Origin of the sequence: Chryseobacterium salviniae (genome assembly GCF_035819015.1) — a bacterium.
GTDB classification, from domain to species: Bacteria; Bacteroidota; Bacteroidia; order Flavobacteriales; family Weeksellaceae; genus Chryseobacterium; species Chryseobacterium salviniae.
Map to the genome: position 1 here is coordinate 102,690 of NZ_JAYLAA010000012.1, position 18,702 is coordinate 121,391.

The 18,702-nt window shown below is 37.7% G+C and carries 17 protein-coding genes; 11 read left to right on the top strand and 6 right to left on the bottom strand.

Annotation, left to right across the window (positions count from 1 at the left end):
• Positions 1-40: 40 nt before the first annotated feature.
• The 3 genes from ligD to ku are packed head-to-tail and all read right to left on the bottom strand — an operon-like array spanning position 41 to position 3,386.
• Positions 41-1,960 carry a DNA ligase D gene (ligD, locus tag SOP96_RS02475; RefSeq protein WP_326319644.1) on the bottom strand — a complete coding sequence of 640 codons (1,920 nt, stop codon included), beginning with the start codon at positions 1,958-1,960 and terminating at the stop codon, positions 41-43.
• A gap of 38 nt (positions 1,961-1,998) precedes the next feature.
• On the bottom strand, positions 1,999-2,601 hold the full coding sequence (locus tag SOP96_RS02480; protein ID WP_326319645.1) for a DNA polymerase ligase N-terminal domain-containing protein: 603 nt from the start codon (positions 2,599-2,601) through the stop codon (positions 1,999-2,001).
• On the bottom strand, positions 2,601-3,386 hold the full coding sequence (gene ku, locus SOP96_RS02485) for a non-homologous end joining protein Ku (RefSeq protein ID WP_326319646.1): 786 nt from the start codon (positions 3,384-3,386) through the stop codon (positions 2,601-2,603). The genes SOP96_RS02480 and ku overlap by 1 nt, the downstream gene beginning before the upstream one ends.
• A gap of 195 nt (positions 3,387-3,581) precedes the next feature.
• Between ku and SOP96_RS02490 the strand changes: the two genes are divergently transcribed.
• Together SOP96_RS02490 and SOP96_RS02495 are read left to right on the top strand one after the other, a co-directional pair.
• A complete protein-coding gene (locus tag SOP96_RS02490; RefSeq protein WP_326319647.1) occupies positions 3,582-3,773 on the top strand; it encodes a hypothetical protein in 192 nt (63 codons plus the stop codon).
• Entirely contained in the window at positions 3,745-4,350 is a 606-nt protein-coding gene (locus tag SOP96_RS02495; protein ID WP_326319648.1) for a hypothetical protein, read from the top strand. The genes SOP96_RS02490 and SOP96_RS02495 overlap by 29 nt, the downstream gene beginning before the upstream one ends.
• Positions 4,351-4,380: 30 nt before the next feature.
• Here SOP96_RS02495 and aspS read toward each other — a convergent pair whose 3' ends face one another.
• Positions 4,381-6,135 (bottom strand): aspartate--tRNA ligase, encoded by a 1,755-nt coding sequence (gene aspS, locus SOP96_RS02500; protein ID WP_326319649.1) that lies wholly within the window; start codon positions 6,133-6,135, stop codon positions 4,381-4,383.
• A 247-nt stretch (positions 6,136-6,382) separates the two neighbouring features.
• On the opposite strand from aspS, the gene SOP96_RS02505 reads away from it, so the two are divergent.
• Both SOP96_RS02505 and SOP96_RS02510 read left to right on the top strand, forming a co-directional pair.
• Positions 6,383-7,777, top strand: coding sequence for an MATE family efflux transporter (locus SOP96_RS02505; RefSeq protein WP_326319650.1), 1,395 nt, complete (start codon positions 6,383-6,385; stop codon positions 7,775-7,777).
• A gap of 131 nt (positions 7,778-7,908) precedes the next feature.
• On the top strand, positions 7,909-8,028 hold the full coding sequence (locus SOP96_RS02510) for a 30S ribosomal protein THX (RefSeq protein WP_326319651.1): 120 nt from the start codon (positions 7,909-7,911) through the stop codon (positions 8,026-8,028).
• Between the two features lie 45 nt (positions 8,029-8,073).
• Here SOP96_RS02510 and SOP96_RS02515 read toward each other — a convergent pair whose 3' ends face one another.
• Together SOP96_RS02515 and SOP96_RS02520 are read right to left on the bottom strand one after the other, a co-directional pair.
• On the bottom strand, positions 8,074-8,739 hold the full coding sequence (locus SOP96_RS02515; RefSeq protein WP_326319652.1) for a DUF937 domain-containing protein: 666 nt from the start codon (positions 8,737-8,739) through the stop codon (positions 8,074-8,076).
• 72 nt (positions 8,740-8,811) lie between these two features.
• Positions 8,812-9,321, bottom strand: a complete 510-nt coding sequence (locus tag SOP96_RS02520) for a DUF2480 family protein (protein ID WP_326319653.1) — start codon at positions 9,319-9,321, stop codon at positions 8,812-8,814.
• A gap of 152 nt (positions 9,322-9,473) precedes the next feature.
• Between SOP96_RS02520 and lpxB the strand changes: the two genes are divergently transcribed.
• The 7 genes from lpxB (at position 9,474) to SOP96_RS02555 (ending at position 18,579) form a co-directional block, all read left to right on the top strand.
• Complete coding sequence (lpxB, locus tag SOP96_RS02525; RefSeq protein WP_326319654.1) at positions 9,474-10,577, top strand: lipid-A-disaccharide synthase; 1,104 nt, start codon at positions 9,474-9,476, stop codon at positions 10,575-10,577.
• Positions 10,578-10,702: 125 nt separating this feature from the next.
• Positions 10,703-12,487: a ComEC/Rec2 family competence protein gene (locus tag SOP96_RS02530; protein ID WP_326319655.1), complete on the top strand. Its 1,785-nt coding sequence runs from the start codon at positions 10,703-10,705 to the stop codon at positions 12,485-12,487.
• 141 nt (positions 12,488-12,628) lie between these two features.
• Positions 12,629-13,291, top strand: coding sequence for a succinate dehydrogenase cytochrome b subunit (locus SOP96_RS02535; protein ID WP_326319656.1), 663 nt, complete (start codon positions 12,629-12,631; stop codon positions 13,289-13,291).
• A 15-nt stretch (positions 13,292-13,306) separates the two neighbouring features.
• Entirely contained in the window at positions 13,307-15,319 is a 2,013-nt protein-coding gene (locus tag SOP96_RS02540; protein WP_326319657.1) for a fumarate reductase/succinate dehydrogenase flavoprotein subunit, read from the top strand.
• Positions 15,320-15,324: 5 nt separating this feature from the next.
• Positions 15,325-15,900 carry a hypothetical protein gene (locus tag SOP96_RS02545; RefSeq protein WP_326319658.1) on the top strand — a complete coding sequence of 192 codons (576 nt, stop codon included), beginning with the start codon at positions 15,325-15,327 and terminating at the stop codon, positions 15,898-15,900.
• Positions 15,901-15,924: 24 nt separating this feature from the next.
• Positions 15,925-16,692, top strand: a complete 768-nt coding sequence (locus SOP96_RS02550; RefSeq protein ID WP_072883500.1) for a succinate dehydrogenase/fumarate reductase iron-sulfur subunit — start codon at positions 15,925-15,927, stop codon at positions 16,690-16,692.
• A 339-nt stretch (positions 16,693-17,031) separates the two neighbouring features.
• Entirely contained in the window at positions 17,032-18,579 is a 1,548-nt protein-coding gene (locus tag SOP96_RS02555) for a TlpA family protein disulfide reductase (RefSeq protein ID WP_326319659.1), read from the top strand.
• Positions 18,580-18,702: the final 123 nt, after the last annotated feature.

The following is an 18,702-nucleotide window of genomic DNA, read 5'->3' on the forward strand; positions in this document are numbered from 1 at the left end:
ATCTTTTTAAAAACGGTATTAATGATTCTTTAAATTTAAATTACTCCATATCCTGCAACAATTCCAGCGCCTTCATCATATCAATTCCTTTTCCTAATACAGGTTTAAACAAATCTCCTTTTTCTTTAATTCTTTCCAATGCATTATGAATATTGAAGTCGGTGGGCCTCATACCTGTTTTCACCTCACTCCAGTCCAGCGGCATGGAAACGGAAGCACCTTCTTTAGGCCTGATGCTATAAGCACTGGCTAAAGTCTGCCCGGTTCTGTTTTGAAGATAATCAAGGTAAATTTTACTGTTATCTCTTTTCTGAAGGCTTCTTTCCAATGTTGTGATTTCCGGAAGCTTTTCATGAACCTGCTTCATGAGAATATGTGCAAAATCTTTCACCTGGTCAAAATCATATTTTCCGCCCATCGGAATATATACGTGGATTCCGGTACTTCCCGAAGTTTTGCAATACCCTTTAATTTTAATGGCATTTAAAACCTCATTTACCTGTAAGGCGGTTTCGATAACATCGTCGAAAGTATTCTTTTTGGAAGGATCCAGATCTAAAACAAGAAAATCAGGATGATCCAGGTCGGGAAGGGAAGAATTCCAGGGGTTCATATCAATGCAACCTAAATTATTCAGATAAGCAAGAGTCGCTTTGTCGTTACAATAAATATAATCGATGTATTTATCATTCGATTCAGAATAAACCTGCGTGGTTTTTATCCAGTCGGGAATATTGTCGCCGGCATCTTTCTGGTAAAAATTCTGTTCTTCAATACCATTCGGGAATCGGTTCAGGGAAAGCGGGCGGTTTTTAAGATGGGGTAAAATATAGTCTGCGACAGACTGGTAATATTCAATAACATCTCCTTTCGTTACCTCATCTTTAGGAAAATAGACTTTGTCCTGATTGGTAAGCTTTACCTTATGTCTGTTTAATGTAATTTCCTTTTCATTTTCTGAAGGACGTATTTTTTTAGGGGCTGTAGCTTTCATAATTTTTGTATTTTGGTTGGCTTCATCTTTCTCTCCGGCTGTGTTTTTTACTTCTTCTGGCTCTTTATCCTCACGCAATGCAACAAAAACCGGGTGCCGGAAAATACCGTCTTTTGTAATTTCTGAATATTTGATTTCGCATACCAGTTCCGGTTTTGTCCATGTTACGGGCATATTGGTTTTAGGCTTGCTTTCAAAAGGAGAATTTTTTAGGATAATCTTTTTTAATCTTTCGTGAAGTTCCAGAATGGATTCGCGGTTGAAACCAGTGCCGGTATGTCCGGAATAGATCAGTTTCCCGTCAATATATTTTCCCAGGATCAGGGCTCCAAACCCGACTCTTGATCCGCGGGGTTCCGTAAATCCACAGATAATGGCCTCTTCGGTGTTGGTGAATTTTATTTTAAGCCAGTCGGAAGTCCTATGGTTTTCTGTGTACTCACTGTTGGCTTTTTTAGCGATCATTCCTTCCAGCTTCATTTTTTTCATCTGATTAAAAAAGGAAATTCCTTTCTCCTGAATATGATCGCAATATTTAATCACATCAGTTTCTACCAAAGCTTCTTTCAGGAGTTCTTTTCGTTGAATAAGCGGAAGCTCTTCTGTAGAATGCCCGTTTAGCCATAAAATATCAAAAACCTGATATACAAGAGCCAGATCAGGATTGTCTCCGATTTGCTGAAGCAACTGGAAATTTGGCCTTCCGTTTTCATCGTATGCGACAATTTCGCCATCAAGGATCATTTTGTGTTTCTGTACACTGAAATCTTTTGCAGCTTTTTCAAATTTAGATAAGAAAGAAATCCCGTTTCGGGAGTAGAAAAGAGGTTCATCGCTGAGATCGGCAATGGCGCGGTATCCGTCCCATTTTATTTCAAAAACCCAGTCTTCGTCGTCAAATGCTTCAGGATGCGGCTTGGCAAGCATGGGTTTTATAAAATTTTCAAGCTTTTTCTCGTCAACCAAAGAATTAAATCTTTGAAATTGGGGTTTTAAATCATTCTTTACGGTCTTTTTTTGCTGACGTTTGGGCTTTTTTTTTCCTCTAAAAATTTTGTAACCTCAGAATTCTTAGAGGTATTTTCTTCTGCATCATAACCGCTTTGTGCAAAATCATCTTTATGCTTTATAAGAAGCCACGAATTTTCTTCGGTGTTTTTCATTTTCACCAATGCAAATTCACCTTTCAGTTTTTTTCCGTGAAGGATGAATTTTAAAGAACCTGCGTGAAGCTCTTTCAGCAGTTCTTTTTCATCGGAAAGTTTTGAATCATTATCTAACGGTTCATAGGTTCCGCTGTCCCAGATTTCCACCTGTCCGGCACCATAATTACCTTCCGGGATATTTCCTTCAAAATCCTTGTAATCATAAGGGTGGTCTTCAACCATCATCGCAAGCCTTTTGTCTTTTGGGTCTAAAGAGGGGCCCTTTGGTACCGCCCAGCTTTTCAGAACGCCGTCCATTTCCAGCCTGAAATCATAATGAAGTCTTGAAGCGGCATGCCTTTGGATGACAAAAATCAACTTATCTTTGCTTTTCTTTGTTTTCCCTTCAGGTTCTGTAGTTTCATTAAACTTTCTCTTCGCGTTGTAATCTTTTAAAGCCATCAGGATGCGTTTTTAGATTTCGGACTTTGTAAACTCGCTTTAAGCTGAGCCATCAGGTCAATGACTTTTCCTTCTTTAGCCGGTTCAGCCTTTTTCGCTTTAATATTTTTACCTTTTGCTTTCTGCTTAATGATTTTCATTAACGCTTCAGAATAGGTGTCTTTGTACATTTCAGGATCAAACTCCTGTGAAAGCTGTTCTATAAGGCTGACCGCCATTTTCAATTCTGCTGGTTTCGGTTCTTTTTTGGCGGGAATCTTTAGGTCACTGTAATCTCTGATTTCCTGCGCAAATCTCAGGCGGTTAAGAACCAGAACATCATCGTTGTACGGACGGATCATTCCGATCGCTTCACTTTCACGAAGAACAAAAGTACCCACACCTACCATTCCTGTTTTAGCCAATGCTTTTAAAAGAAGACGGTAGGCATTTTCGCCATTTTTCTGAGGTTCCAGGTAATAAGGATTTTCAAAGTACACAGAATCTACTTCAGATTCTTTTACAAATTGGTCTATAGATAATATTTTAGATTTTTCAGGGCTTGCCGCCTCATAATCTTCTTCATCGAGAATGATGTATTTATCATCCATGAGATAACCTTTTACAATGTTTTCCCATTTCACTTCTTTACCCGTGTTTTCATTTACCCTTTTAAAACGGATATTCGAGAAATCAGATTTATCAAGCATATCAAGATCCAGTTTGGTGGTTTCTGTTGCTGAATAAATTTTTACGGGGATATTTACCAAGCCAAAGCCAATGGCGCCGTTCCAGATTGCTTTCATTGTACTCTATTTTAAATAAAACGTACAATGATTGTGCCGCACGAAATTATAGTACATCGATGTGGTATGTAATTAAGAGTTTTAAAATGATATAATAAAGTGAAATATTTGCTTAAAATTTAATTGATTATTGTGAAATAAAAAGCGTTATGTCAATATTTTGTATATATTTGTTCTAATAAAAACAAAATACAAATGAATGCAGAAAAAAAAGACTGCCTTTCCCTGCTGAAAGGTCGATACCCAGATTCTCCAAGATATTTCAGTGATTCTAATGATGAAATTTTTGCTATACAGCTTAGCGTACAGCCGTTCTATGCAGTTTCTTTAAATATTCAACGTGTAAAATCAAAAAACGATGATTACGAGAATAGAAGAGGTAAGTGATCTTCAGGATCTTGGCATTGATCTTATCCGTTTTTACGTTTATCTGCAAGGCACGGATGGCAACGAAGTAGCAAAGCCTTTAATTATTTATATGTGGGACCTTAAAAAATTTATGAGCGTTCATGAACCTCAGGCTTTTGCTTATTTAGTGAAGGTGAGTGAAAGCATACGGCATTATGGTGCCAAAGACGGAAAGGTTCTTAAAGTTCTCCATGAAGATGGATTTCCTGTTCATTCTTTCGTTGAAAAATATGTAAAGAATATGCCGGCGGATAAAATTCTGAGCCATATCAAGTGGTCTCAAAGTTTAGAAAAACCATACGCCGAAAATGCTGTAGAAAGAGCTGATCTTTTACCTCATCCGGAACTTGCGTCGAATAATTTCAGACGAACCATGTTTGCGGAAACCATAGATGAAGCTGTACAAAAAGAAGTTCGGAAGCTGTATCCTGATTTTTTTTCCCATGCCGATGCTCATGCGATCTCAAAATATGATGATCTTTTAATGCGGTCGGTACATAAACTGATTCATCAGTTGGATGATTTCTTTTTCAGGGAAACGGAAGCTAAGAAATAAAAAAGCGAGGAAATTTTCCTCGCTTTTTATTTATGATTTTAAATTTAATTTCAGTTCCAGCTCATCAAGCTGTTCATCAGCAATAGCAGCCGGTGCATCAATCATCACGTCCCGTCCGGAATTGTTTTTAGGGAATGCGATATAATCCCGGATTACCTCGTTTCCGTCAAGAATTGCTACAAGGCGGTCAAATCCGAAAGCCAGTCCACCATGAGGCGGGGCACCATATTTAAAGGCATTCATCAGGAATCCGAACTGCGCTTCAGCTTCTTCTTTTGAAAATCCTAAAAGATCAAACATTTTAGACTGTAGATCTTTATCAAAAATCCTGATGGAACCTCCGCCAATTTCATTTCCGTTTAACACCATGTCATAAGCATTCGCTCTTGCTTTTCCCGGATCTGTTTCCAGCAGATGAATATCTTCAGGTTTCGGAGAAGTGAAAGGGTGGTGCATCGCATGATAGCGGCCGCTTTCTTCATCAAATTCCAGTAACGGGAAATCAACGACCCAAAGCGGTGCAAATTCGTTTCCTTTTCTTAATCCTAAACGGTTACCCAACTCCATTCTCAAAGCGGAAAGCTGTGTTCTTACTTTATTTTCGTTTCCGGAAAGAATCAACATAAGATCCCCTTCTTTAGCTCCGAATTTTTCAATGATCTTTGCTAAATCCTCTTCATTGTAGAATTTATTTACAGAAGATGTTTTCACGCCGTCATTCTGGAATTTCACCCAAACCATTCCCGAAGCTCCGATTTGAGGTCTTTTCACCCAATCAACAAGCTCATCAATCTGCTTTCTGGTATACTCTGCACAACCTTCAACATTGATTCCAACAACCAGTTCCGCTTCATCAAATATTTTAAATTCTTTTCCTTTTACTAAATCATTCAGCTCCACGAATTCCATCCCGAAACGGATATCCGGCTTGTCGTTTCCGTATTTTTTCATGGCATCCGCAAATGTCATTCTTGGAAAATCTCCGAATTGCTGTCCGGTAATATCTTTCAGCAACGTTTTGGTCATTCCTTCAAACACATTCATTACATCTTCCTGTTCCACGAAAGCCATTTCACAATCGATCTGTGTGAATTCCGGCTGTCTGTCGGCTCTTAAATCCTCATCACGGAAACATTTTACAATCTGGAAATATTTATCCATTCCGCCCACCATCAACAATTGTTTGAAAGTCTGAGGAGACTGGGGCAAAGCGTAAAACTGTCCCGGATTCATTCTGCTCGGCACAACAAAATCTCTTGCTCCTTCCGGAGTAGATTTAATTAAAACCGGCGTTTCAACCTCAATAAATCCGTTGTCTGAAAGGTAGTTTCTTACCTTCTGCGCCATTTTGTGGCGGAAAATCAATTTATCTTTTACAGGATTTCTTCTGATATCCAAATAACGGTATTTCATTCTCAATTCTTCCCCGCCATCGGTTTCATCTTCGATTGTGAAAGGCGGAAGCTGGGATTCATTAAGAACCGTTAATTTTTCAACCAGAATTTCAATTTCTCCTGTAGGGATGTTTGGGTTTTTGCTTACTCTTTCGATCACTTTCCCCGTAACCTGAATTACAAATTCACGGCCGAGCTTTTTTGCATTTTCCATCAGTTCCGTAGTAGAACGTTCCTGATCGAAAACCAATTGGGTAATTCCGTAACGATCCCGAAGATCTATCCAAATCATAAATCCTTTATCACGAATGGTTTGTACCCATCCTGAAAGTGTAACTTCTTCATTAAGATTTTTAAGAGACAATTCTCCGTTGTTGTGCGATCGAAACATAATTATTTGTTTAAAAGTTCGGGGTTTAAAGTTCAGGGCTCTGTGTTTAGCGTTTAAAGTTTTGAAGATCAAGACTAAAACATGAACAGCAGAACATTGAATTTTCCGTGTGCAAAGATATGATTTTTGGAGGTTTTTAAAAGAAATTAATTAAAAGTACTGTAATAATAATTTTAGTAAAACCTTTCATATGCCAAGTTATAATCATTTTTGAATTTCTATTTTTGCCGAATACAAATTAACATCAATGTCAAAATATTTTAACTTTCTGAAAAAAGCGTTGAGCGGTGAAGAGGTCGACTATACGAAAGCCACCATAAGAAGCGCAGTTCTTCTTCTGGCAATTCCTATGATGCTGGAAATGGCAATGGAATCTGTATTTGCCTTGGTAGACCTATACTTCGTGGGACACCTGAAAGAAAGCGGCTTTGCGATACAGACAGTAGGCCTCACAGAATCTGTACTTTCTGTAATGTATTCTATAGCCATCGGGATGAGCATGGCTGCAACAGCGATGGTGGCAAGGAGAATTGGGGAGAAAAATCCGGAGCAGGCTTCCAGAAGTGCTGCTCAGGTTCTATTGGTTTCTTTTATGGTGACTTTTATTTTAAGCCTGTTCGGAGTGATTTATGCTGAAGAAATTTTAATTCTCATGGGTTCAAAGCCTGAAGCTGCAGCTTACGGTAAAGATTTTACAAGAATTATGATGGGAAGCAGTGTTATTATCATGTTGTTGTTCCTGATCAACGGGATTTTCAGAGGAGCCGGAAATGCCGCGATTGCCATGAAGTCTCTTTGGATTGCCAATATTGCGAATATTATTTTATGTCCGGTTTTAATCAAAGGTTTCGGGCCGGTTCCGGCGATGGGATTAACAGGAGCCGCTCTTGCGACAACTATTGGAAGAAGCGTCGGAGTCATTTACCAATTGTATCATCTTTTAGTTGCAGATACGCAGATCAGAATTCACTCGAAATATTTCAGGCCTGATTTTACAATAATAAAATCGGTTATAAAAATTGCGACTCCGGGAATTTTTCAGTTTGTAATTGCTTCTTGCAGCTGGATATTCCTGGCTCAGCTGGTGGCGACAACCGGCGGTGAAAATGCTTCTGCAGGCTATCAGACGGCTTTGCGTTTAATGATGTTCTTTATGCTTCCGGCTTGGGGATTAAGCAATGCTGCATCTACACTGGTGGGGCAGAATATGGGAGCCAATGAAATGCTGAGGGCCGAACAGTCTGTCATGAAAACCGTGAAATACAATGTAATTTTTATGGTAACGGTAAGTATTATTTTCTTTTTTCTGGGTGATTTTTTAGCCGGATTTTTTACCAATGAAGCTGAGATCAGAAATATAGCAACCAATGCACTGCACATTATGGCTGTAGGATTTATCTTTTACGGAATCGGGATGGTGATGATCAATGCCTTTAACGGAGCCGGAGATACCTGGACGCCAACCTGGGTAAATCTTTGTGGCTTCTGGCTGTTTCAGATTCCTTTGGCGTATTTTCTTTCAAAATATTTTGAGCTGGGGCCAAAAGGCGTATTTATTTCAATTCCCGTTGCCGAAGCTTTAATAACAGTTGTTGCGTTTATTTTATTTAAAAGAGGAAAATGGAAAATGGTAAAAGTTTAGGGGGTAAGAAGTAAGATGTTAGAAGTGAGATGTATGATATTGCGTAAAGAATTATAAAAATTTTAACAGCTGAACTTTTGATTTTTTGTCCGTATTCTCTAATTTCGTAAGAACAACTAAATTATATTTCTATGGGAAAAGGAGACAAAAAATCAAGAAGGGGGAAGATTAACAACGGAAGCTACGGGAAGAGAAGACCAAGAAAATCTCCAAAAACTGTTGCTGCTTCTGAAGAAAAATCTAAAGCTTAAAAAAGACCGGAAATTTTTCCGGTCTTTTGATGGATATCAATTAATTTATTTACCTCCTAAAATATTTCCCAGAATACTTCCGAGCCCGCCTCCGTCTCCGTCTTTCTTCTGGCTGCTATTATCATTCCCCAAAAAACTTCCGAGAATATCATTAAGCGGGTTTGATGAAGAATTAGATTGTCCGCCTCCCAGCACGCTTCCGATAATGTCATTTAAAGGATTCGATTGCTCATTTTGTGTCTGGCTGGAAGCATTGCCTAAAATGCTTTCGAGAAGACCTCCCAAGCCGCCTGCTCCCACATGGTTCTGTTGTTTCTCTTTTCCGATATATCCCATAATGACCGGTGCCAGCATCGCTAAAACAGGCCCGATCTTATCAATGGAAATTCCTGTTTTTTGGGATAACTGATTTTCCACATTTTGTTTTTCTCCTCCGAAAATATGATTGAGAATAGAATTTCCTTCGGATTGCCTTGTTTCGGCCTGGTTTACATCATTAAGAATACTTCCGTCGTGATCTTTATCCAATGCTGCATTTAAAGATTCTGCTTCATTGGCAGATTGTGTTTTTTTGCTGAGGTAAGAAATAATCAGCGGTGCCGCTACCGCAAGCAATGCAAGTACCTGATTTCTGCTGATCCCGAATTTGCTTTCGGCTCTTTCAGCTACCTGGCTGCCGGTATTTCCTGTAAGCAAGTCAATTAAACTCATGATTTATGTTTTTATTAGTTAGACTAACTGAAGTTATCAAAAATTATTCCTAATGTCGCACACCGTCAGAATTTAATTTTTCAGGATCGGCACGTTGGAACATGCTTCACCGAACATTAACGATTTTACAATAGGCTGTAGCTGTTCAACCAATTCAATGTATGCGTTTTCGGGGATCTCCTTATCAGAGCAGCCTTTTACCAAAACTCTTTTGCCGCGCATTTGTTCAAAATCATAATTTTTAACGGCATTGTGCATCAGGATTACTTCCAGGTCTTCACGGTTTCCGAAAACTATTTTTTTGGTAACACCTGTTAATTTGGCCGTGATTAAAAAATACGCCCACAGCGGAACGATGGCATCTGCCGAGTTGTATACATAAACATAAGCATCGCGGTATTCTTCCACATCAATCGCTGCAACTTTTTCACGAAAATCTTTTTCCTTTAAAATCATTTCCATAAAAAGAAAATCTTTAAGATCAATCCCCTTCCTTACTCCTTTCGGTACAAGATCGGTAAGATCAAAATTGATGAGGCCGCTCTCTGCAACTTTATTTCTTATTTCAAATTCTTCTGACATTTTTTATCATTATCTTTGAACAAATTTACAAATTAAGATGCAATGAAGTTCTAATTTGTTCTCTATACGTGTCATAGAAACCTCCCATAATTTCATTTAGCAATTAAAGGAGATTCAATAATGGCAATTTAAAATTAAAGATTTCACCAGAAATGAAATACTACATCATTGCCGGAGAAGCATCCGGAGACTTGCACGGAAGTAATTTAATGAAAGCGCTGAAAAAGAAAGATCCCAATGCGGAGTTCAGGTTTTGGGGCGGCGATCTGATGGCGAAACAGGGAGGAGCGCTTGTTAAACATTATCGTGATCTTGCTTTTATGGGCTTTCTGGAAGTGGCTATGAACCTTCGGACTATCCTGAATAATATTAAATTTTGTAAGCAGGATATCCAAAATAATAAACCGGATGTTCTTATTCTTGTGGATTATCCCGGTTTTAATTTAAGGATTGCCAGATTTGCGAAAGAATTGGGTATCAAAGTTGTCTACTATATTTCCCCTCAGCTGTGGGCCTGGAAGGAGGGAAGGGTAGAAACCATCAAAAAATATGTGGATGAAATGATGGTGATTCTTCCGTTTGAAGAAGATTTCTATAAGAAACACGGTGTTCATTCTCATTTTGTAGGCCATCCTCTTCTTGATGCTATTTCTACTTTGGAAAATGTTAATAATGAGAGTTTTAAAGCACAGAACGGATTAAATGAAAAGGAAATTATTGCATTACTGCCAGGTTCAAGGAAACAGGAGGTAGAAAAAATGCTCCGGATTATGCTTTCCGTAAGACCTTATTTTAAGGATTATCAGTTCGTCATAGCCGGTGCGCCAAGCCTTCCTGAAGAATTCTATGAAAGATATGTGGATGATAATGTACATTTTGTATCCAATAAAACCTACGATCTGCTGAGGTGTTCAAAAGCAGCATTAGTAACTTCCGGAACAGCAACTCTGGAAACGGCATTGCTAAACGTGCCTGAAGTAGTTTGCTACCGGGGAAGTAAAGTTTCTTATGCAATTGCCAAAAGATTGGTGAAAAATATAAAATACATTTCCCTGGTTAATCTCATTATGGATCGTGAAGTGGTAAAGGAATTAATTCAGAATGATTTAAATACCAATAACCTTGTAGAAGAGCTAAAGAAAATACTTTCAATGGAGAAGAGATTTGAAATGTTGAGGGATTATGAGCTTTTGCGGGAAAAGCTCGGCGGAAAAGGAGCAAGCGAGAAGGCTGCTGATGTTATTGTAGCAAAGTAAAAATTAAATTTATAGTAATTAATCATAGAAAATTTTTCTGTGATTTTTCTTTCATACAAAGAATTTCAAGGGTTTTTATAAATTTTAAAATATTGCTGTGCAAATTTTCCATGAAATAAATATTTTTGGAGAAACACAACCTGTTGAAAAAGCAGCCACTTCTCATTCTTGTTGTCTTTTTTATTCTTGGGATTTTCTTTCAGGATACATTTTCTCTTGATAAAACTTACATTTTTGCGATTGCAGGAATAAGTTTGCTGGTTGTAATTACTAAGTTTTTTAAGAATTATTTTTTGCACAGAATACAGCCTTACCTGTTATGTATAATGTTTTTCGGAGTTGGGATCATTCTTCACTTTTTTAATACTTATAAAAATCCTGTTTCCGCTCAGGGGAACCATACCATTATTTTTAAAATTTCCGGAAAGCTGAATTCTAATGAAAAAAACAGGAAATACGAAGCATTGGTAAAAACTGAAAAACAAACTTTTAACGCTATTATTTATATTCCGAAAAGTGAAAAGCAGCTTGATTTTAACCATTACTATCAAACTAAGGCTTTTGTTTCAAAGCCTAAAGTTCCGCAATATGATTTTCAGTTTGATTATTCAAAATATTTACAACGTAAAAATATTGATTTTCAATGTTATATAAATGACGAATTGCATGTTGCAAAAAGAAACGATGTAAGCTGGGCCGAAAAGTTTTCTCAGATGAGGTTGGAAGTTCTTCAAAGTATTGACAATGCGCAAATGTCCTCACCGTCAAAAGAATTTCTGAAAGGAATTATTCTTGCAGACCGCACGGAAATTGATGCGCAGACGGTTCAGGATTTCAGCAGATCCGGGCTGGTGCATTTTCTGGCAATTTCAGGAACACATATTGTGGTGATTTTCGGTTTGTTTTATTTCTTATTGATTAAAATTTTACCGGTAAAGCATAGAAAATATGCTATTCTTACAAGCCTGTTTTTGATTTGGCTTTTTACGGCTTTCATTGGCTTTGGAAGCTCGGTGGTCCGTTCAAGTATCATGCTGAGTGTGTATTTTATCTATGTTCTTCTTCAGCGGAAACCGGATCTGCTTCATTCTTTAGCGTTGTCGGCTTTTATTATTTTATTGTCTGATACGCAGCAATTGTTTGATGTAGGCTTTCGGTTAAGCTTTCTTGCTGTTTTAGGAATCTTTTGGCTGAATCAGCCGATTCTCAGTAATCTTCCGAAGCAGGATAACTGGTTCAAAAAAGTTGTCTTCAACACCATTTCTATTTCTGTTTCGGCTCAGGTTGCCACTCTTCCTTTGGTATTGTATTATTTTCATCAGTTTTCATTTATTTCTATCATTGCCAATTTTTTTATTGTTCCCTTCTCTGAAATTATTATCGTATTTTCATTTGTGATGACTGCTTTAATCGCTGTTAATGCAGATTTCGAATATTTAACTGTTTTTTATGGTTCCATTATTGAGATCCTGCTTGTCGTTATTCATTGGTTTGCTGGTTTTAATGATGTCTTCTTTGAAAATATTCCCATGAATGGGGCTGAAGTTTTTTTTCTGTTTTTAATTGTATTTTTGCTTAGGGTCGTCATTCTGAAATGTAATCTTAAAAATTTTACAATATGGATGACTGCATTTGCTATATTTTCCGTAATGAGATTCGGGTTTAATTGCTATGAAGGGCGAAAGACTGAAGTCCTTATTCATGATTTCTCTAAAAATAAAGTTTTATCCGTTAAAAAAAATAATGAAGCCTGTTTCTGGATTGAGGAAAATTCAGATAAAGCCAGAATTATAAAATTTATTATCAATCCATATTGTGCTTCAAGACGCATAAAAAGAATTGAGATCAGAAGACTTCCCCATGCTGCTGAAAGAATAGTCTATCAACATAAAATTTATGAATTAAAATAATTTCTGCGCTTACTATTTTCCTTTATTAATAATATTTTAACGCTTATTTAGAAAGATTACAAACTGGCTATATGTGAGATTTCTCACTTTTTGTTGTAGTTAACATTTCTTAATTTTGTGGAAAATCAAATTTAAACTTATATGGCAGGTTTAACGAGTTCTACGATAGGTAGAAAATATGCTATGGCATTGTCGGCTATCTTTTTGCTGATATTTCTGGTAATGCACCTTTCTGTAAACCTTTTGTCGGTTTTTGGTGCAGATGCTTACAATAATGCTTCACAGTTTATGGGGTACAATCCTCTTATTCAGTTTGTAATGCAGCCGGTTCTGATATTTGCTGTAGTTTTCCACTTTGTAATGGGATTTGTTCTGGAGATTAAAAACCAGAAAGCACGTCCTGTTAAATATGAAGCTAACAATCCTTCTCGCAATTCTACCTGGATGTCACGAAATATGATTATTTCAGGTGCTGTAATTCTGGCTTTTATCTTTCTACACATGTACGATTTCTGGCTACACGAGATGAACTATAAGTATGTAGACGGATTACCAATTGAAGAATCACGTTTCTGGGGAGATCTGCACGCTAAATTTGCAGATGCCTGGAGAGTAATTATTTATATTATCTCTTTCATTTTGCTGGGATTGCACCTGGGACACGGTTTCCAGTCTTCGTTCCAGTCTATCGGTGCAAGACATCCTAAATACACTCCTGTAATTATGGCATTAGGAAAATGGTATTCTATCCTGATTCCTGCAGGTTTTATTTTTATAGCAATTTATCACTTTGTAACTCAATAATATCAATATACTAATATGAGTAAATTAGATTCAAAAATTCCGGCGGGTCCTTTAAAGGATAAGTGGAAAAATCATAAGGACCATATGAACCTTGTTGCACCAAACAACAGAGACAAGATTGATATTATTGTTGTTGGTACAGGTTTGGCGGGAGGTTCTGCTGCTGCAACACTTGCAGAGCAGGGGTATAATGTAAAAGCATTCTGCTATCAGGATTCTCCGAGAAGAGCACACTCTATTGCTGCTCAGGGAGGTATCAATGCTGCTAAAAATTATCAGGGAGACGGTGACTCTACATACAGATTATTCTATGACACCATCAAAGGTGGTGACTACAGAGCGAGAGAAGCCAATGTTTACCGATTGGCAGAAGTCTCTGCAAATATTATTGACCAGTGTGTTGCACAGGGAGTTCCTTTCGGACGTGAGTACGGTGGCCAGCTTGATAACCGTTCATTTGGTGGGGTTCAGGTAAAAAGAACATTCTATGCAAAAGGTCAGACCGGACAGCAATTATTATTAGGAGCTTATTCAGCCATGAGCCGTCAGATCGGTAAAGGAAGAATCAAGATGTACAACCGTCATGAAATGATGGATCTTGTCATTGTTGACGGAAAAGCAAGAGGGATCATCGCAAGAAACCTTGTAACCGGTGAAATCGAAAGACATTCTGCACACGCTGTTGTTATTGCTTCCGGAGGGTACGGAAACGTATATTTCCTTTCTACCAACGCAATGGGATCCAATGTTTCTGCAGCATGGAAAATCCACAAAAAAGGAGCATATTTCGCAAACCCTTGTTATGTACAGATTCACCCGACTTGTATCCCGGTTCACGGAACACAGCAGTCTAAACTTACTTTGATGTCTGAATCTCTACGAAACTCAGGAAGAATCTGGGTTCCGAAGAACATTGAAGATGCACAGGCTATCAGAGAAGGAAAATTAAGACCTGAAAATATTAAAGAAGAAGATAGAGATTACTATCTTGAAAGAAGATATCCGGCTTTCGGTAATCTTGTGCCGAGGGACGTTGCATCAAGAGCTGCTAAAGAAAGATGTGACGCCGGATACGGAATCGAAAATAACGATACTCAGGAAGGTGTTTATCTGGATTTCTCTACAGAGATCATGAAAAAAGGTAGAGAAGCCGCTATTGAGAAACATATTCATAATCCTACCGACCAGCAGATTTATGATTTAGGTAAAAAATGGGTGGAAGAAAAGTACGGTAACTTATTCGTCATGTATGAAAAAATTACGGCTGACGATCCTTACAAAACACCAATGAAGATCTATCCTGCCGTTCACTACACTATGGGTGGCGTATGGGTAGATTACAATCTTCAGTCTACCATCCCTGGATGTTTCGTTATCGGAGAGGCTAATTTCTCTGATCACGGAGCCAACAGGTTGGGAGCATCTGCATTAATGCAGGGTCTTGCGGACGGATATTTTGTACTTCCTTACACCATTGCAGATTATCTTTCTGCAGACATCAGAACAGGGGCAATCCCTACCAATTCTTCATCTTTTGATGAAGCCGAAAAAGGGATCAAAGAAAAAATAGAATTCTTCCTGAACAATAACGGAACTCATTCTGTAGACTATTTCCACAAGAGATTAGGCAGTATTATGTGGAATAAAGTTGGAATGGGAAGAACGCCTGAAGGATTAAGAGAAGCCATCAGAGAAATTGAAGAAGTGAGAGCGGATTTCTGGAAAAACGTAAAAGTTCCCGGAGATAATGACGGAATGAATACCGAGCTTGAAAAGGCATTCAGAGTGGCAGATTTCTTAGAGCTTGGGCAGTTGATGGCTATCGATGCACTTCATAGAAATGAATCGTGCGGAGGTCACTTCCGTGAAGACCACTCAACTCCGGACGGAGAAGCTGAAAGAGATGACGTAAACTTCAAATACGTAGGAGCCTGGGAATATCAGGGAGATGATATCAATACAGAGGTATTGCACAAGGAAGAGCTGATCTACGAAAATATTGAGGTGAAAACAAGAAGTTACAAATAACAGATATGGAGAGTTTAAAAAAGATACTTTTATTTTTTGTAGTCTTCTTTGGGGTTTCTGCAGTTTTCGGTCAAAAAATAACTACTCAGGCTATAGATAAACCTGCTGAAGGGAAATCCTTAGTATATATTCTAAAAACAGGAGCCGGAATGCTGCTTAACTTTAGAATTTACGATAAAGATAAATTTCTGGGGGCAATCCCAAGCGGAAAGTATCTCGTGTACGAATGTGAACCCGGTGAACATGTTTTTTGGGCAACCTCAGAAAACAGAGATTATGTTGAAGCGAACCTGGAACCTAATGCTGTATATGTTATTAATGCAGAAGGTCAAATGGGTGCTTTTATTGCCAGTGTTAACCTTAGGCCTTTAAAACCTATGGAATTCAGGGATAAAAAGCTTTTTTATCAGGTTGTAAAAAATAATACCAAAATACCATATCAGCCTTCGCAGGATGATAAATCCGAAAATATTGCGAAAGCAATGGAAAAATATCAGGAGCTGAAAAGCAAAAATTCTAATAAAATTGCAGTTTTAAGTTCAGACATGAAATTTGAAAATGCAGACAAACCAACAAAATAATCTCCAACCTATAAATACAAAATTATGAGTGCAAAAAAAGGCTTACATCTTACGCTGAAAATTTGGAGACAAAAAAATAATAAATCTAAAGGTCAGTTTGAGACTTATAAAATATCGGATGTTTCTACAGATTCCTCATTTCTGGAAATGTTGGACATCCTGAACGAAAATCTTATTAACGAAGGAAAAGAACCCATCGCTTTCGACCACGACTGCCGTGAAGGGATCTGCGGAATGTGTTCTCTATACATCAATGGTAGAGCGCACGGTCCGGACACAGGCATCACAACCTGTCAGCTTCACATGAGAATGTTCAAAGACGGTGAAACCATCGTTATTGAACCTTGGAGAAGCGCTGCCTTCCCGGTAATTAAAGATTTAATTGTAGACCGAAGCGCATTCGACAGAGTGATGGCTGCGGGTGGTTTCATTTCAGTGAACACTTCAGGAAATACTTTGGATGCCAATGCCATTCCGGTTCCGAAAGAAGATGCTGATAAAGCTATGGATGCGGCAGCATGTATCTCCTGCGGTGCCTGTGTAGCTTCCTGTAAAAACGGATCTGCAATGCTTTTCGTGGGAGCTAAAGTTTCTCAGTACGCATTATTGCCGCAAGGTAGAGTGGAAGCAAAGAGAAGAGTGCTGAATATGGTAAAAGCTATGGATGAAGAAGGATTCGGAAACTGTTCAAATACCGGTGCATGTGAAGTAGAATGTCCGAAAGGAATTTCTCTTGAAAACATTGCCAGAATGAATAGAGAATATATGGCAGCATTTGTAGACAGAGGATAAAATTATTAAATTATATTAAAAAAAGCAGTTTTCAATCCGAAAGCTGCTTTTTTGATTCCGCAATGAAATATAATGTAAGATTAAAGATATAGGTTTGCAGATTTTTGAACAGCAATACAGCAAAATTTCAATTTAAAGATAGAAATTTATCAATGTCTTTAATAATTGAATAATCGCGGAATATTAAAGTAAATCCAAATATAAATCTATTAAAATCAATTGTTCAATACGTAAAATCACGGCTTTTATTTCTTTTAGTTAAATGTTTCATAAAATACCTTGAAATATGATATTTAGTTGAGATGAAAAACTTATTTTTGCGTAATTATAAAATTCGAAATGAAAAAATATCTTTTATTGTTTATCATCGCGGTTTTTGCGATGTCTTGCTCTAAAAAAGTAGAAGTAAAAGGAAAAATTACCGGCGGTTCTCCATTAGAAAGAATCGAATTTATTGAAGCATCAGGTGTTGCTACCTTACCACTGATTAACATCGGAATTAAAAAAGACGGAACTTTCTCAGGAAGTTTTGAAGCTCCGAAAAGCGGAATGTACGTAATGTCATATGGCGGAAAACAAAACCTCATCTATCTGAAGGGGGGCCAGAAACTTGAAATTACAGGTAACGGGATAAGTTTTCCTTCAGAATTCGTAGTTACGGGTGATGCTAAAAACAACAACGATTTCTTTAAAGCCACACAAAAATACCTGTCTACCTATGCTCAGACTTTGAATATGAATGAGCTGATGACAAAAGATGAAAAAACCTTCCTGAAAGGAATTGAAAAGGTACAGGCGGATATTACTAAAAATATCGAAGAAAATGTTAAAAAGTTCAGTCCGGATAACGGGTTGGTTGAATGGAAAAAAAATGATCTTGCAAGCACATTGCTTACCATCCTGAATCAATACGAAATGAGTAAAAAGCAAATGGGCAACCCTTCATTTAAAGTGACAAAAGCTTTCACGGATTATGAAAACAAGCTTCAGGAAAATAAAGAAGTAATGGTAAAAGAAAATCCTTTCTACAGGCAATATCTTTTAACAAAAATGAGTCCGGATTTCCAGAAATATGCCCAGGCAAACAGCGCAGGAAAAGCAGATGTTACCACTTCAGAATTATTTACAGAATATTTGAAGAAAAATCAAAAAGACCTTTCACAGACAGCTAAAGATTATTTGCTGGCTTTTGTAATGGCTCAGTCTGATATTCATCCGGGATCTCCTGAAAAGACAATCGAAAAAATTAAAAAAATCATTGATACCGATATCAAAGATGCTACCATTAAAGAAGATTTAAAGAAAATTCAGTTTGCCATCAACGGCTTCAAAATCGGTGAGCAGGCTCCTGAAGCTGCAATGATTAAAGCAGACGGAAAATCATACAATCTTTCTTCAAACAAAAGAAAACCTTATATGATGATGTTCTACGCATCTTGGAATCCTTACATCGGAGAAGCGTCAATTCCTGTTCTGAAAGAAGTCGTAAATTTCTATAAATCAAAAATGAACTTTGTTTATATCAATGTAGATGATACCAAAGATCAGTTTGTGAAAACAAGCAATTCACTCCTGAAAGGAATTGCAGGAACCAATGTTTATGGTGAAGGAGGATTAAATTCTGATATTGCTAAAAAATATGGAGTGTATGGTTTCAAATTACCTTGCTTCATCGTTGTTGACAAAGATGGCAAAATTGCCAGCAAGCCCTTCTTCAATCTCGGAGATCCTGAACTGGTTACCGTACTTGATAAACAAACAGGGCTTTCTGCACCAAAAGTGAATCCTAATGTTCAGCTGCAACCGGGATTAAATATGGACCCTGCTGCTGCACCTCAGCAAGCGCCGCAACAACAGGCAAATCCTCAGCCGGCCCAGACAAAATAATTTAAATTCAGTATAGATAAAACCTTGTCTTCGGATAAGGTTTTTTTTATTGTATTTTTGCAAACCGGAACATCTTGCTTTCCGGATACTTTGTCAAAGTTCAGATCTTTGACAAAGTTTAAA

Bases quoted from the DNA above. Each gene is read 5' to 3' on its own strand.
- SOP96_RS02480 (WP_326319645.1), bottom strand. From the start codon at position 2,601: ATGGCTTTAAAAGATTACAACGCGAAGAGAAAGTTTAATGAAACTACA.
- ku (WP_326319646.1), bottom strand. From the start codon at position 3,386: ATGAAAGCAATCTGGAACGGCGCCATTGGCTTTGGCTTGGTAAATATC.
- SOP96_RS02490 (WP_326319647.1), top strand. From the start codon at position 3,582: ATGAATGCAGAAAAAAAAGACTGCCTTTCCCTGCTGAAAGGTCGATAC.
- SOP96_RS02495 (WP_326319648.1), top strand. From the start codon at position 3,745: ATGATTACGAGAATAGAAGAGGTAAGTGATCTTCAGGATCTTGGCATT.
- aspS (WP_326319649.1), bottom strand. From the start codon at position 6,135: ATGTTTCGATCGCACAACAACGGAGAATTGTCTCTTAAAAATCTTAAT.
- SOP96_RS02505 (WP_326319650.1), top strand. From the start codon at position 6,383: ATGTCAAAATATTTTAACTTTCTGAAAAAAGCGTTGAGCGGTGAAGAG.
- SOP96_RS02510 (WP_326319651.1), top strand. From the start codon at position 7,909: ATGGGAAAAGGAGACAAAAAATCAAGAAGGGGGAAGATTAACAACGGA.
- SOP96_RS02515 (WP_326319652.1), bottom strand. From the start codon at position 8,739: ATGAGTTTAATTGACTTGCTTACAGGAAATACCGGCAGCCAGGTAGCT.
- SOP96_RS02520 (WP_326319653.1), bottom strand. From the start codon at position 9,321: ATGTCAGAAGAATTTGAAATAAGAAATAAAGTTGCAGAGAGCGGCCTC.
- lpxB (WP_326319654.1), top strand. From the start codon at position 9,474: ATGAAATACTACATCATTGCCGGAGAAGCATCCGGAGACTTGCACGGA.
- SOP96_RS02535 (WP_326319656.1), top strand. From the start codon at position 12,629: ATGGCAGGTTTAACGAGTTCTACGATAGGTAGAAAATATGCTATGGCA.
- SOP96_RS02540 (WP_326319657.1), top strand. From the start codon at position 13,307: ATGAGTAAATTAGATTCAAAAATTCCGGCGGGTCCTTTAAAGGATAAG.
- SOP96_RS02545 (WP_326319658.1), top strand. From the start codon at position 15,325: ATGGAGAGTTTAAAAAAGATACTTTTATTTTTTGTAGTCTTCTTTGGG.
- SOP96_RS02550 (WP_072883500.1), top strand. From the start codon at position 15,925: ATGAGTGCAAAAAAAGGCTTACATCTTACGCTGAAAATTTGGAGACAA.
- SOP96_RS02555 (WP_326319659.1), top strand. From the start codon at position 17,032: ATGAAAAAATATCTTTTATTGTTTATCATCGCGGTTTTTGCGATGTCT.